The sequence below is a fragment of the Vulcanococcus sp. DEBay_Sum29NL08_54 genome (genome assembly GCF_017859255.1).
Lineage (GTDB): Bacteria > Cyanobacteriota > Cyanobacteriia > PCC-6307 > Cyanobiaceae > Vulcanococcus.
Genome location: NZ_JAFMNJ010000038.1, coordinates 1 through 12,417 on the forward strand (window position 1 = coordinate 1; position 12,417 = coordinate 12,417).

16 protein-coding genes, 1 tRNA gene and 1 pseudogene are annotated in these 12,417 nt (G+C 63.4%); 10 read left to right on the forward strand and 8 right to left on the reverse strand.

What is annotated here, in order from left to right; genetic code table 11:
- Both QZ186_RS10100 and QZ186_RS10105 read left to right on the forward strand, forming a co-directional pair.
- The coding region (locus tag QZ186_RS10100) for a DNA-3-methyladenine glycosylase (protein WP_296416664.1) at window positions 1-552 on the forward strand (552 nt) is incomplete at its 5' end.
- A gap of 26 nt (window positions 553-578) precedes the next feature.
- The gene (locus QZ186_RS10105; RefSeq protein ID WP_247476290.1) at window positions 579-1,580 is read left to right on the forward strand and encodes an aspartate carbamoyltransferase catalytic subunit; all 1,002 of its coding nucleotides are present in this window, start codon (window positions 579-581) and stop codon (window positions 1,578-1,580) included.
- A gap of 1 nt (window position 1,581) precedes the next feature.
- Here the strand turns inward: QZ186_RS10105 and QZ186_RS10110 are convergent, their stop codons facing one another.
- The 4 genes from QZ186_RS10110 to QZ186_RS10125 all read right to left on the reverse strand — a co-directional run bounded on the left by QZ186_RS10110 (window position 1,582) and on the right by QZ186_RS10125 (window position 2,589).
- On the reverse strand, window positions 1,582-1,824 hold the full coding sequence (locus tag QZ186_RS10110; protein ID WP_010314550.1) for a DUF565 domain-containing protein: 243 nt from the start codon (window positions 1,822-1,824) through the stop codon (window positions 1,582-1,584).
- 194 nt (window positions 1,825-2,018) lie between these two features.
- Window positions 2,019-2,219, reverse strand: coding sequence for a hypothetical protein (locus QZ186_RS10115; protein ID WP_010314552.1), 201 nt, complete (start codon window positions 2,217-2,219; stop codon window positions 2,019-2,021).
- A gap of 103 nt (window positions 2,220-2,322) precedes the next feature.
- Window positions 2,323-2,484 carry a PCP reductase family protein gene (locus tag QZ186_RS10120; RefSeq protein ID WP_010314554.1) on the reverse strand — a complete coding sequence of 54 codons (162 nt, stop codon included), beginning with the start codon at window positions 2,482-2,484 and terminating at the stop codon, window positions 2,323-2,325.
- A 32-nt stretch (window positions 2,485-2,516) separates the two neighbouring features.
- Window positions 2,517-2,589 (reverse strand) — tRNA-Ala (locus tag QZ186_RS10125).
- A 55-nt stretch (window positions 2,590-2,644) separates the two neighbouring features.
- Here QZ186_RS10125 and QZ186_RS10130 point away from each other — a divergent pair.
- Window positions 2,645-2,860, forward strand: a complete 216-nt coding sequence (locus tag QZ186_RS10130) for a DUF2555 domain-containing protein (protein WP_010314555.1) — start codon at window positions 2,645-2,647, stop codon at window positions 2,858-2,860.
- On the forward strand, window positions 2,850-4,103 hold the full coding sequence (coaBC, locus tag QZ186_RS10135; protein WP_296416665.1) for a bifunctional phosphopantothenoylcysteine decarboxylase/phosphopantothenate--cysteine ligase CoaBC: 1,254 nt from the start codon (window positions 2,850-2,852) through the stop codon (window positions 4,101-4,103). Before QZ186_RS10130 ends, coaBC begins: the two co-directional genes overlap by 11 nt.
- Here the strand turns inward: coaBC and QZ186_RS10140 are convergent.
- On the reverse strand, window positions 4,086-4,424 hold the full coding sequence (locus tag QZ186_RS10140; RefSeq protein WP_010314559.1) for a hypothetical protein: 339 nt from the start codon (window positions 4,422-4,424) through the stop codon (window positions 4,086-4,088). The two genes, coaBC and QZ186_RS10140, sit on opposite strands and share 18 nt — an antisense overlap.
- A gap of 142 nt (window positions 4,425-4,566) precedes the next feature.
- Here QZ186_RS10140 and QZ186_RS10145 point away from each other — a divergent pair, with 142 nt between their 5' ends.
- From QZ186_RS10145 to QZ186_RS10165, 5 genes are all read left to right on the forward strand, one after another.
- On the forward strand, window positions 4,567-5,388 hold the full coding sequence (locus QZ186_RS10145; RefSeq protein WP_010314562.1) for a photosystem II manganese-stabilizing polypeptide: 822 nt from the start codon (window positions 4,567-4,569) through the stop codon (window positions 5,386-5,388).
- 112 nt (window positions 5,389-5,500) lie between these two features.
- Window positions 5,501-6,670, forward strand: coding sequence for a sulfate adenylyltransferase (sat, locus tag QZ186_RS10150; RefSeq protein WP_296416666.1), 1,170 nt, complete (start codon window positions 5,501-5,503; stop codon window positions 6,668-6,670).
- A 49-nt stretch (window positions 6,671-6,719) separates the two neighbouring features.
- Window positions 6,720-8,564, forward strand: coding sequence for an ATP-dependent zinc metalloprotease FtsH3 (gene ftsH3 / locus QZ186_RS10155; protein WP_010314566.1), 1,845 nt, complete (start codon window positions 6,720-6,722; stop codon window positions 8,562-8,564).
- Entirely contained in the window at window positions 8,539-9,237 is a 699-nt protein-coding gene (locus QZ186_RS10160; protein ID WP_296416667.1) for a bifunctional 4-hydroxy-2-oxoglutarate aldolase/2-dehydro-3-deoxy-phosphogluconate aldolase, read from the forward strand. The genes ftsH3 and QZ186_RS10160 overlap by 26 nt, the downstream gene beginning before the upstream one ends.
- A 39-nt stretch (window positions 9,238-9,276) precedes the next feature.
- Entirely contained in the window at window positions 9,277-9,936 is a 660-nt protein-coding gene (locus QZ186_RS10165; RefSeq protein ID WP_247476284.1) for a hypothetical protein, read from the forward strand.
- A gap of 7 nt (window positions 9,937-9,943) precedes the next feature.
- On the opposite strand, the gene aroC is transcribed toward QZ186_RS10165, so the two are convergent.
- Window positions 9,944-11,032 (reverse strand): chorismate synthase, encoded by a 1,089-nt coding sequence (aroC, locus tag QZ186_RS10170; RefSeq protein ID WP_010314571.1) that lies wholly within the window; start codon window positions 11,030-11,032, stop codon window positions 9,944-9,946.
- Between the two features lie 59 nt (window positions 11,033-11,091).
- On the opposite strand from aroC, the gene nth reads away from it, so the two are divergent.
- On the forward strand, window positions 11,092-11,745 hold the full coding sequence (nth, locus tag QZ186_RS10175) for an endonuclease III (protein WP_296416669.1): 654 nt from the start codon (window positions 11,092-11,094) through the stop codon (window positions 11,743-11,745).
- Here nth and QZ186_RS10180 read toward each other — a convergent pair.
- Both QZ186_RS10180 and QZ186_RS10185 read right to left on the reverse strand, forming a co-directional pair.
- On the reverse strand, window positions 11,742-11,969 hold the full coding sequence (locus QZ186_RS10180) for a hypothetical protein (RefSeq protein WP_296416668.1): 228 nt from the start codon (window positions 11,967-11,969) through the stop codon (window positions 11,742-11,744). The two genes, nth and QZ186_RS10180, sit on opposite strands and share 4 nt — an antisense overlap.
- Before the next feature lie 101 nt (window positions 11,970-12,070).
- A pseudogene (locus tag QZ186_RS10185) lies at window positions 12,071-12,417 on the reverse strand (photosystem II q(b) protein); the annotation flags it as partial.

Genomic DNA, 12,417 nt, shown 5'->3' on the forward strand with positions numbered 1-12,417 from the left:
GGTTGCCTGCTGGTGAAACGCCAAGAGGACGGCAGCTTGCTTTGGGGCGTGGTGGTGGAAACCGAGGCGTATTCCCAGGACGACCCCGCCTGCCACGGCTACCGCCGCCGCTCCCCCAGCAACGAAACGCTCTTTGGTGAGCCAGGGCGTTTTTATGTCTATGTGAGCTATGGCATTCACCACTGCGTGAACGTGGTGACCCACAGGGCTGACTGGGCCAACGGCGTTCTGCTGCGTGCCCTGGCGATGCCGGGGGAGCCGGAGCGGATTGCCGCGGGTCCGGCCCTGCTGGCTCGCCGCTTTGGCCTGGACCGAAGTCATGACTGCTGCCCCAGCAGCCCTGCGCAGGGTCTTTGGCTGGCACCTCGGTTTCCAGAGCTGAGTGAAGCGGAGCTGGTTCAAACCACCCGCATCGGCATCAGTCAGGGGCAGGACTGGCCTTGGCGCTGGTACCTCCGCAGCAGCCGCAGCATCAGTCGACGTGCCAAGGGAGATCGCAGTCCACCCCTGGCCGAGGCCTGGGACGTGGCCTCTTGCGTCGCGGGCTTCTAGCCTGCTGTTGACGCTTGCCTCAGACCTTGAGCGACTGGACCCACCGCCATGTGCTGGATCTGGCGGCCTTCTCGCTTGAGGACTACACCACTGTTTTAGAGCTGGCCCAGCGGTTTCGGGCGATGCCCACCAGTGGCGCCCGCAAGCTGCCAGCCCTGCAGGGCAAGCTCGTCACCACCCTGTTTTTTGAGCCCAGCACCCGCACTCGCAGCAGCTTCGAGCTGGCGGCCAAACGGTTGTCGGCGGATGTCCAGAGCTTCTCTCCCTCCTCCAGTTCCCTCAGCAAAGGGGAGAGCCTGCTCGACACGGTGCGCACCTATGTGGCCATGGGAGCTGACTTGCTGGTGGTGCGTCACCGCTGCACCGGGATTCCCGCCTCGTTGGCCCACGACCTTGACCTCAGCGGTGATCGCGTGGCGGTCTTAAACGGTGGAGACGGCCTGCACAGCCATCCCAGCCAGGGACTGCTGGACCTGTTTTCCCTGGCGCGTCAGTTCAACCCCGAGAGCCCAACGCCTGAAGCGCTGCGGGGCCGGCGGATTGTGATCGTCGGCGACATCCTCCATTCCCGTGTGGCCCGCTCCAACCTCTGGGCCCTGACCGCCTGCGGCGCCGAGGTGGTGCTCTGCGGGCCCGCCACCCTGCTGCCGCAGGCCTTTGAGCAGTTCGTGGACGCCCCGCCGCCAGGGCAGGCCAGCGACCCAGTCGCCAAACGGGGCCGCATCCGGATCGAGCGCGATCTCGATCAGGCCTTGGTCGGCGCCGATGCCGTGATGACCCTGCGCCTGCAGAAGGAGCGGATGAACCAAAACCTGCTCACCAGCCTGGAGAGTTACCACCGCCGTTTTGGCCTCACCCATGGGCGCCTGCAGGGCAAGATTCCTGTGCTCCATCCCGGTCCGGTCAACCGTGGGGTCGAGATGAGTGGTGCTCTGTTGGATGACCCGGCGCTCTGTCTGGTGGAGGAGCAGGTCACCAACGGCATCCCGATTCGGATGGCCCTGCTCTATCTCCTGGCCGCCGGCTAGCTCAGAGCAGCTTGAAGCCTTCCAGCAGCAGGCCATAGCAAAACCCCACTCGGCTCATGTCCAAGAGCTGTAGACCCAAACGGTTGCTGGTGTTCCGCAGCAGTGGGCCCCTCAGGCGAATCGCGGCTTCGATTGCCAAGACGCAGAGCAGGGCAGCTGGGGGATCCAGAAAGGAGCGCGCGCCCGTGAGGGTGGCGATGGCATTCCCCAGGAAGAATGTGCTCAGCAGCACGATCAGCAGCACCGAGAGCCGTCGCCAGGGATTGCTCGCCCAGCGCTCTAGGCGCGGCCAGGCTCCACCCAGGTTGCGCTGCAGCCTGGTGCGCTGAGGTGGGGGCGTCAGGGTCAGGGGAGTCGGTGTGGTCTGGTTGCCTTGAGGTTTACCGCAGGGGCATTAAAAAAGCCCGGGTATCCCCGGGCTGAGTGGATCAGCTGACTTCAGCTGTCGGCATCTTTGGCTTTGCGGCTGCCCTTGCCTTCCAGCAGTTCCAGCAGTGCCTCCATCTGGGCCATCACGCCACGCACCTCGCCGGCTTCAGGCAGGAGACCGTCTTCCATCACGCCTTGATGCATCTCGCGCAGTTCTTGGCGGATGTAACGCAGGTGGCTCACCACTTGCTCGCGCTTCGACTGCGACATGAGCGGGAAAGGTCTCGAAAGCTAAACCCTTTTACCCCATCGCCCTTTAGCAGAGACTTGGCCGCAGCCAGCCCGTCAAACCCCACAAGGGTGGATCGCGGCCCTACTTCTGGCCGAACTTGGCCTTGGCGTCCTCGAAAAAGGCTTCGTCGATCACATCCAGGCCAGCCTCGTTGGCCATCCCTTCAATCCGTTTGCGGGCGGCTGGGCGCACAAAAAAAGGGATCTCCTTGAGCTTGGCCTCTGCTTCTGGTTTCCAGTTCATGGCCAGATCCGCACAGGGACTTCAAGGGTGGATGGAGAATAGGGGACTCGAACCCCTGACCTCTGCGGTGCGATCGCAGCGCTCTACCAGCTGAGCTAATTCCCCCGAAAGACCAGGAAGAATCCTTGTCCTGGCCAGAACTTATCAGTCTTCAACGGCCATGACCGCTTCCCCTTCCATCACCCCTGAGTTGATCGCTGCCCAGACCGAGGCCTCGATGGAGGAACTGGGGCGTCGTTTGGATCAGGACGACTACCCCAGTCCGTTTGCGGCCTTGAACGATTGGCACCTGCTCCGTGCCATCGCCATTCACCGTCCGGAGCTGGCGCGGCCCTACGTGCACCTGGTGGATCAAGAGCCCTTCGATGAGGACTGAGTCCTTGGCTGATCCCCTCAAGGGGCGTCGCGTTCTGGTCGGGATCAGCGGCAGCATCGCCGCGGTCAAGCTCCCGCTGGTGGTCAGTGCTTTGGCCAAGCGCGGCGCCGAGGTGCGTTGTGTCCTGACCCCCAGCGCTGCGCAACTGGTCAGTCCGGTGGCCCTGGCCAGCCTCAGCCGTCAGCGCTGCTATCTGGACGCCGACCAGTGGAGTCACACCGCCGCCCGCCCGCTGCATGTGGAGTTGGCCGAGTGGGCAGAGCTGGTGCTGCTGGCCCCGTTGTCGGCCACCAGCCTGGGCCGCTGGGTCTACGGGCTGGGCGACACCCTCCTGGCCTCTCTGCTGCTGGCCACGGAAGCGCCAGTCCTGGCGGCTGCGGCGATGAATACAGCCATGTGGGCTTCACCGGGGGTCAGCCGCAATTGGCAAACCCTCCAGGACTTCGAGCGGGTCTTGCCCTTGGGGCCCGGCGCCGGACTGCTGGCCTGTGATCGCGAAGGGGCTGGGCGGATGGCGGAGCCTGAATCCCTGCTGCTGGCGCTGGAGTCCCTGGCGCTCTGGGGTTGGCAGCGCGATTGGCAGGGACGTCGGCTGCTGGTGAGTGCTGGCCCCACCCGCGAGTGGTTTGATCCAGCCCGTTGCATCACGAATCCCAGCAGCGGTCGCATGGGGGTCCTGCTTGCCCAGGCCGCTCGTCTGCGCGGGGCTGAGGTGGATCTGGTGCATGGGCCCCTCCAGCTCGAGCCGGCTTGGCTCGATGGTCTGCACTGCCATCCGATTGAGACCGGAGCGGAGCTGCAGGCGTCCCTCGAGGCGCTTCAGCCCAAGGCCGATGCGATTGCGATGGCCGCGGCTGTTGCGGACCACCGCCCGAAGCAACGCTTCAGCCACAAACCCGACAAGCAGGACCTAGCGCTGGCGATGGAGGCGGGTTGGGAGCCCATCCCGGATGTTCTGCGGGGACTGGTCGAGCGCCGTCCGGCTGGGCAAGGGATCCTCGGCTTCGCGGCCCACACCGGGGATGTGCTGCCTCAGGCCCAGGCCAAGTGGGCACGCAAAGGATGCGACCTGCTCTTCGCAAACCCGATTGATGCGCCGGGAGCAGGATTTGGTGGCTTGTCCAATGAGGGCTGGATCCTTGGCCCTGGTGAGGCGGTTCAGCGGGTTGAACCGATGGGCAAGCTCGCCTTGGCGCATCGGCTGCTGACCGCTCTGGCGGCCTGTTCAGGCGGCCATGGCTGAATCGTCGTCGTTCTGAAGCAGATCCATAAAGGTGCGGAGCTGCAGGCGGGGGATGTAGGGCCAGCCGCCGCTTTTCTCCATGCCCTTCAGCAGGTTGAAGAGCTCGCCGCGATCAGAAGGGAGGCTGGAGCGGAAGGCACCGTCCTGGATCGTGCGGTGCAGCTCCTCGAGCCGGCGCAGCAGCAGGAGAAGGGCCTGTGCTTCACCATCCACCTCGGCGGCCAGCTCTTCGAGGCTCTCCAGCTCTGAGCTCAGGCGGGCTTCCCAGTCGCCTCGGACCAGGCTCTCGTCGATCTGTGTGGTGGTGCTGGCGTCGCTCATAAAGGAATTCAATCGGCCGCTCTCGCATACAGGTTGTTGAGAGCCGCGACATGGTACGCGGAATGGGCGTTTTGCACCGGTAGTATCCCGATCGGGCGTACCCCAATCCCTGAGGTTTTCCCCGCCAGACCGGTTTCTCCCCATGCGTTTCCGTCCTTTGCTGGCCGTCGTGCTGGCCCTTTGTTTGACCCTCGTGACCGCTTGCAGTGGCGGCGCGAAGGCTATTGATCGGGCTGATCTGACCTACGACGACATCCACAACACCGGTCTGGCCAACGACTGCCCGACCCTTCCTGACTCCGCCCGCGGGTCCATCCCCCTCGACAGCAACACCAAGTACCAGCTGCGCGAGGTCTGCATGCACCCCGCTGAGGTGTACGTGAAGGGCGAGCCCGCCAACAAGCGTCAGGAGGCCCAGTTCGTGGCCACCAAGATCCTGACCCGTTTCACCACCAGCCTCGATCAGGTCTACGGCGATCTGGCCGTGACCGGTAACGGCATCAACTTCAAGGAGCTCGGCGGCATCGACTTCCAGATCGTCACCGTGCTGCTGCCCGGTGGTGAGGAAGTGCCTTTCACCTTCTCCTCCAAGGAGCTCGACGCCACCGCTGATGGCGCCGCCATCAGCACCAGCACCGACCTCAACGGTGCTTATCGCGTTCCCAGCTACCGCACCTCCAACTTCCTCGATCCCAAGGGTCGTGCACTGACCACCGGTGTTCAGTACGCCCAAGGTCTGATTGCTCTGAACGGTCAGGACGATGAGCTGGCCCGTGAGAACAGCAAGCGCTACATCGACGGCACCGGTGAGATGAACCTCTCCATCACCAAGGTGGATGCCTCCACCGGTGAGTTCGCAGGCGTCTTCACCGCTGTTCAGCCCTCTGACACCGACATGGGCAGCCATGACCCTGTCGACGTCAAGATCGTTGGTCAGCTCTACGGCCGCCTCGAGAAGGCCTGATCCCCTTCCCGGTCTCAGAACGTTTGATTAGGGGGCTCTTCGGAGCCCCCTTTTTCATGGTTTCCCGAGTGCTCTGGGAGAATCGCCGGCATTGGATCCATCCCTCGCCGCCATGACCTCCGCAGCTGCAGCAACCCGTTCGGGTTTGATCGCTCCCCACGGCGGCACCCTTGTGGACCTGCGGGTGCCTGCCGATCAGCGTGATGCGCTCAAGGCCGGCGTGGATCACGTTGTTGAGTGCTCCGATCGCAATGCCTGCGACGTCGAGCTGCTGATGGTGGGTGGCTTCTCGCCGCTGCGCGGCTTCATGCACCAGGACGACTATCTCTCGGTGGTGGAGAAGAACCGCACCACCAGCGGCCTTCTCTTTGGCCTGCCGATCGTGATGGATACCGATCGCGATGACATCGCCGTCGGCCAAAAGCTGCTGCTGACCTATCGCGGTCAAGAGCTGGCGGTGATGACGGTCGAGAGCAAGTGGGAGCCCGACAAGGCCCGTGAAGCCGTCGGTTGCTACGGCACCTCCTCCCTGGAGCACCCTGCCGTGAAGATGATCGCCACCGAGCGCGGTCGCTTCTACCTGGGTGGCTCGATCCAAGGCCTGGAGCTGCCCGAGCGTGTCTTCCCCTGCAAAACCCCGGCTGAGGTGCGCGCCAACCTGCCTGAGGGCGAGGACGTCGTGGCCTTCCAGTGCCGCAATCCGATCCACCGCGCCCACTACGAGCTCTTCACCCGGGCCCTCGATGCCACCAACGTGAGCGATCAGGGCGTGGTCCTGGTGCACCCCACCTGCGGACCGACCCAGGACGACGACATCCCCGGTGCTGTTCGCTTCCAGACCTATGAGCGCCTGGCCGCTGAGGTGAACAACCCCCGCATCCGTTGGGCCTACCTCCCCTACTCGATGCACATGGCTGGGCCCCGGGAGGCGCTGCAGCACATGATCATCCGCAAGAACTACGGCTGCACCCACTTCATCATTGGCCGCGACATGGCTGGCTGTAAGTCCTCCATCAGCGGTGAGGACTTCTATGGCCCGTATCAGGCCCAGGACTTCGCCCGTGAGAACGCTCCTGAACTGGGCATGGAGACCGTGCCGTCCTTGAACCTCGTCTACACCGAGGAAGAGGGCTACGTGACGGCTGAGCACGCCGATGCCCGCGGTCTGCACATCCGCAAGCTGAGCGGCACCCAGTTCCGCCAGATGCTGCGCGGCGGTGAGGAAATCCCCGAATGGTTCGCCTTCAAGAGCGTTGTCGAGGTTCTGCGTTCAGCAGCCTGAGTCCGGTTAACATTCCTTAATCACTGTCCTCGAACAAGCGGAGAAGCAAGTGAAGAAGCGCTGGCGCAATGCGGGGCTTTACGTCCTCCTAGCCGTAGTGGTGATCGCCGTTGGCACGGCCTTCCTGGATCGTCCTGATCCCGCCAATGCGCCGCGCACCCTCCGCTACAGCGACTTCGTGGAAGCCGTTGAAGCCAACGAGGTCTCCCGGGTGCTGATCGCTCCCGATCGGGGCACGGCCCAGGTGGTGGAGAACGACGGCCAGCGCGCCGTGGTCAACCTTGCTCCTGACAAGGACCTGCTGAAGCTCCTGGAAGGTCACAAGGTCGATATCGCCGTTGAGCCCTCCCGTCAGCCCCAGGCTTGGCAGCAGGCCATTGGTTCCCTGATTTTCCCCCTGCTGCTGCTGGGTGGCCTGTTCTTCCTGCTGCGCCGCGCCCAGGGCGGTGGCGGCAACCCCGCGATGAACTTCGGCAAGAGCAAGGCCCGGGTTCAGATGGAGCCCGAGACCCAGGTCACCTTTGGTGATGTGGCCGGCATTGAAGGCGCCAAGCTCGAGTTGACCGAGGTCGTCGACTTCCTCAAGAACCCCGACCGCTTTACCGCCGTCGGCGCGAAGATCCCCAAAGGTGTCCTGCTGGTGGGTCCTCCGGGCACCGGTAAGACCCTTCTGGCGAAGGCCGTTGCCGGCGAGGCCGGTGTCCCCTTCTTCTCGATCTCCGGTTCGGAGTTCGTCGAGATGTTCGTTGGTGTGGGCGCCAGCCGCGTCCGTGACCTGTTTGAGCAGGCCAAGAAGAACGCCCCTTGCATCGTCTTCATCGACGAGATCGACGCCGTCGGTCGTCAACGCGGCGCTGGACTCGGCGGTGGCAATGACGAGCGTGAACAAACCCTCAACCAGCTCCTGACGGAGATGGATGGCTTTGAGGGCAACACCGGCATCATCATCGTCGCGGCAACCAACCGCCCTGACGTTCTGGATGCAGCACTGATGCGTCCCGGTCGTTTCGATCGCCAGGTGGTCGTCGATCGCCCGGACTACGCCGGTCGTCTCCAGATCCTTGGGGTCCATGCCCGCGGCAAGACCCTCTCCAAGGACGTTGATCTCGACAAGATTGCCCGCCGGACCCCTGGCTACACCGGCGCCGATCTCGCCAACCTCCTCAACGAAGCCGCGATCCTGGCGGCTCGCCGTCAGCTCACCGAAGTCTCCATGGACGAGGTGAATGATGCGATTGAGCGGGTCATGGCTGGTCCTGAGAAGAAGGACCGGGTGATGAGCGAGAAGCGCAAGCGCCTTGTGGCCTATCACGAGGCCGGTCACGCCTTGGTTGGCGCCCTGATGCCCGACTACGACCCGGTGCAGAAGATCTCGATCATTCCCCGCGGTAACGCTGGCGGTCTGACCTTCTTCACCCCCAGTGAAGAGCGCATGGAGTCCGGTCTCTACTCCCGCGCCTATCTCCAGAACCAGATGGCTGTTGCCCTGGGTGGCCGGGTTGCCGAAGAGATCGTCTATGGCGAAGACGAAGTCACCACCGGCGCCTCCAACGACCTCCAGCAGGTGGCCCGGGTGGCCCGTCAGATGGTCACGCGCTTTGGCATGAGCGATCGCCTCGGTCCTGTGGCCCTGGGCCGCAGCCAGGGCGGCATGTTCCTCGGCCGTGACATCGCAGCTGAGCGTGACTTCTCGGAAGACACCGCCGCTGCGATCGATGAAGAGGTCAGCTTGCTGGTGGCAGAGGCCTACAAGCGGGCGATCGCCGTTCTCAACGGCAACCGCAGCGTTCTTGATGAGCTCGCCGAGATGCTCGTTGAGCGCGAGACCGTGGATGCTGAGGATCTTCAAGAGCTGTTGATCCGCAGCGATGTCCGAGTTGCTGAATACGTCTGAGGTCTTCGCCTCAGATCCCTCTGGGCTTCTCAGGGGATTGCACCGCCAGCCTGTGCTGGCGGTGCTTCGTGTTTCTGAGCGTCAGCAGGCCCAGCAACAACTGAACCTGCTGGTTGATGCAGGTCTGCGCCATGTCGAGTTGGCGGTTGCTCTCACTCCCGCCTGGGTTGCGTTGGCGGTGGAGCTGCGCCAGTCCTTTCCATCCCTGCGCCTCGGTGCTGCGTCGGTGCGATGCCTGAAGGGATTGGCGGCTGCTCAATCCGCCGGTTTGGACTATGTCGTCTCGCCCATCCTTGAGCCTGAGCTTTTGGCGAAAGCGCAACAGGCCGGGATCACCTTGATTCCTGGTGTCTACACCCCGTCGGAAGTGGCACGGGCCCAGGCCTTGGGTGCGCCCGCGGTGAAGCTTTTCCCGGCCAGCAGCCTGGGTCCGAGCTATTGGAACTCGCTTGCAGGACCCCTGTCGCCATTGCCCTATTGCATTGCGGCAGGAGGGTTGTCAGCCCTGGATGCACGTCTCTGGTTGGAGTCCGGAGTCGATGCGGTGGCCTTGGGAGGGAGCTTGTTTGAGACGTCTCAAGGGCCACAGCAACCCCTGCAATTGCGGCCAGGGTTGACGGCGCTGCTGGCATGGCTCGAGCAGCGCGCCAATGGCGACTTGTTGTCAGGTTGAGTCCAGAGTGTTACTCATGGGATAGACGTCTTTCGACCTATGTCTCAACTCACCATCAAGTTGAGCGATAAAGCTGATGCTCTGATCGCTCAGCTCCAAAAGGAGATTTTCAATCGCCGCCGCAAGAAAGTCTCTGCAGCTGGGGTCGTCGAGACCCTGGTTGAAAGCGGAGCCAAGTCGCAATCCGACAAGCGTTTCGCGACCTCTTGGAAAAACCTCATTTCCGACATTGAGAAAGCGGCCAAGCTCGCCAATGCCCATGGCGCCAAGCCCGCGAACCTCTCGGATGCGGAATGGGCTCTGATCCTGAGCCACCGCAGCCGCAGCACCATCAGTAAAGCGGCGCCCAAGAAAGCCGCCCCCAAGAAGACCGCTGCCAAAAAGGCATCGGCAACCACCACCAAGCGGGCTGCCGCCAAGGCCAAGCCTGCGGCGAAAGCCACAGCGGTGAAGAAAGCGGCTCCGAAGAAAGCTGCGAGCACTGCCGCGAAGGCCAAGCCTGCAGCTGCCGCGAAATCCAAGGTTGCGCCCAAGGCCAAGCCGGTTGCGAAAAAAGCAGCACGCAACCCGGTGAAGAAGACCGGGGCCACCCGCGGTGGCTCAGTGGCGAAGCGGATGGCGAAGGCCGTCGGCCGTTTGGGTTCCGCACCCTCGACCAACGGCAACAACGGCGCTGCTCAGCTGACCAGCCTGCGTTGATCCGCTCTCACCAGAGGCTGCACTGACCCTGCTGCCGCAGCAGGTGATCAGCCAGCACAAGGGCGACCATCGCCTCCACCATCGGTACGGCCCTGGGCAACACGCAGGGGTCGTGCCGACCTTTTGCTTCCAGGGTCGTGGCCTCACCCCGGGCATTGATCGTTTGTTGGGCCTTGCGGATCGTGGCCGTTGGCTTGAAGGCCACGCGGATCACGATCGCCTCGCCGTTGCTGATCCCCCCCTGAATTCCGCCGGAGTTGTTGGTGGCGGTGTGCAGGCTGCCATCTCCAGTGGGCAAGAACGCATCGTTGTGTTCGCTGCCCTTGAGCAAGGTTCCGGCAAATCCGGAGCCGATCTCAAAGCCTTTGGTGGCCGGTAGGGACATCACCGCCTTGGCCAGATCGGCCTCAAGCTTGTCGAAGACGGGCATGCCCAAGCCGGCGGGTACGCCGCGAACCACACACTCGATCACGCCACCGCAGGAGTCCCCTTCCCGCCCGATGGCTTCGATCCGCTCGATCATCCGCTCCGCAACAGCGGCATTGGGGCAGCGCACGATGTTGCTTTCGACGGCCTCAAGGGTCACCGCTGCTGGATCGATCTCGGCCTCGATGTCATGAATGCGTTTGACCCAGGCCACCACTTCTGTGCCGTGGGCTTTGCTCAGCAGCTGCTTGGCGATGGCCCCAGCGGCGACCCGACCGATCGTCTCCCGCGCTGAGGCGCGCCCGCCACCACTGCGGGCCTGGATGCCGTATTTCGCTTGGTAGGTGGCATCGGCGTGGGAGGGGCGGAAGGCCACCTCCATCTCCTTGTAGTCCTGGGGACGCTGGTCTTTGTTGCGCACCACCATCGCGATCGGGGTGCCGAGGGTGACCCCATCGAGCAGACCACTGAGGACTTCCACCCGATCGTCTTCTTTGCGGGGGGTTGTGATCTTGCTTTGGCCTGGTTTGCGTCGATCCAGCTCGGCTTGGATCGCCTCGAGGTCGAGTTCCAGTCGCGGCGGACAACCCTCCACAATCACGCCAACCCCGCCGCCGTGGGATTCGCCGAAGGTGCTGATGCGGAAGAGATCGCCGAAGCTGCTTCCCATGGGCTGAGTGCGCTGGTGCGAGCCTACAAACTGGGCTTTGGTTGCAGCAGCGTTCGGTCTTGAGGAAGCAGGAGCGCGCGGCGCTGATCATGCAGCGCCTTGAGGAGCATTACCCCGAGACGCCGGTCCCGTTGGACCACAGCGATCCCTTCACCCTGTTGATCGCTGTCTTACTCAGTGCCCAGTGCACGGATAAGAAGGTCAACGAGGTCACGCCAGCCCTCTTTGCGGCTGGAGCAACACCCCAGGCCATGGCGGCGCTGCCTGAGTCCGAAATCCTGGGCCACATCAGACAGCTGGGCTTGGCGAAAACCAAGGCTCGCAACGTCAAGCGTCTCGCGGAGCTCCTGCTGGAGCGCCATGGGGGTGAGGTCCCCGCCAGTTTTTCAGCCCTCGAGGCGCTGCCGGGGGTGGGCCATAAGACCGCCAGTGTGGTGATGGCTCAAGCCTTCGGGGTCCCGGCTTTTCCCGTGGACACCCACATCCACCGCTTGGCCCAGCGCTGGGGCTTGAGCAGTGGCGTCAGCGTGGCTCGCACTGAAACGGATCTCAAGCGGCTGTTCCCCAAGGACGCCTGGAACAAGCTGCACCTGCAGATCATTTTTTACGGCAGGGAGTTCTGCACGGCTCGTGGTTGTGATGGGCGGGTCTGTCCCCTCTGTCAGGAGCTCTATCCCAACCGCCGCAGGCCTGTGACCTGGACCAAGGCCTAGGGCTGCTGGCGCAACGGCTCACACCAGCTCGCGATCAGCGTGTCACTGTCCACCGTTTGGCGTGGGTAACTGCTGATCGAGGCCAATTCGCTCGCGGCCTCGATCAGGCCAGAGGGCAGAACCCCTGTCATCCAGTAGCAGCCCTGGCTCAGATGGCTGTCCCGTTGGCTCCAGCCGAATGCCAAGAGACCAGCAATCAAGATGAGTTGGAGCCGGCGACTCATTCCTTCAGTCTGTCGCCCTGATCTCAAACAACAAAAAGCCCCCTCTTGCGAGGGGGCTTCTGGTTCAACCGAGATTGAACCTTTTGGTTTGAGGATCAACCTCAGCCGATGGCAGGTGCGGTCAGAGCCACGGGGGTGGACTCAGCAGCAGCCAGGTCGAGGGGGAAGTTGTGAGCGTTGCGCTCGTGCATCACTTCCATACCGAGGTTGGCGCGGTTCAGCACGTCAGCCCAGGTGTTCAGCACACGACCCTGGGAATCCAGGATCGACTGGTTGAAGTTGAAGCCGTTCAGGTTGAAGGCCATGGTGCTGACGCCCAGGGCGGTGAACCAGATGCCAACGACGGGCCAGGCAGCCAGGAAGAAGTGAAGGCTGCGGCTGTTGTTGAAGGAGGCGTATTGGAAGATCAGGCGACCGAAGTAACCGTGGGCAGCCACGATGTTGTAGG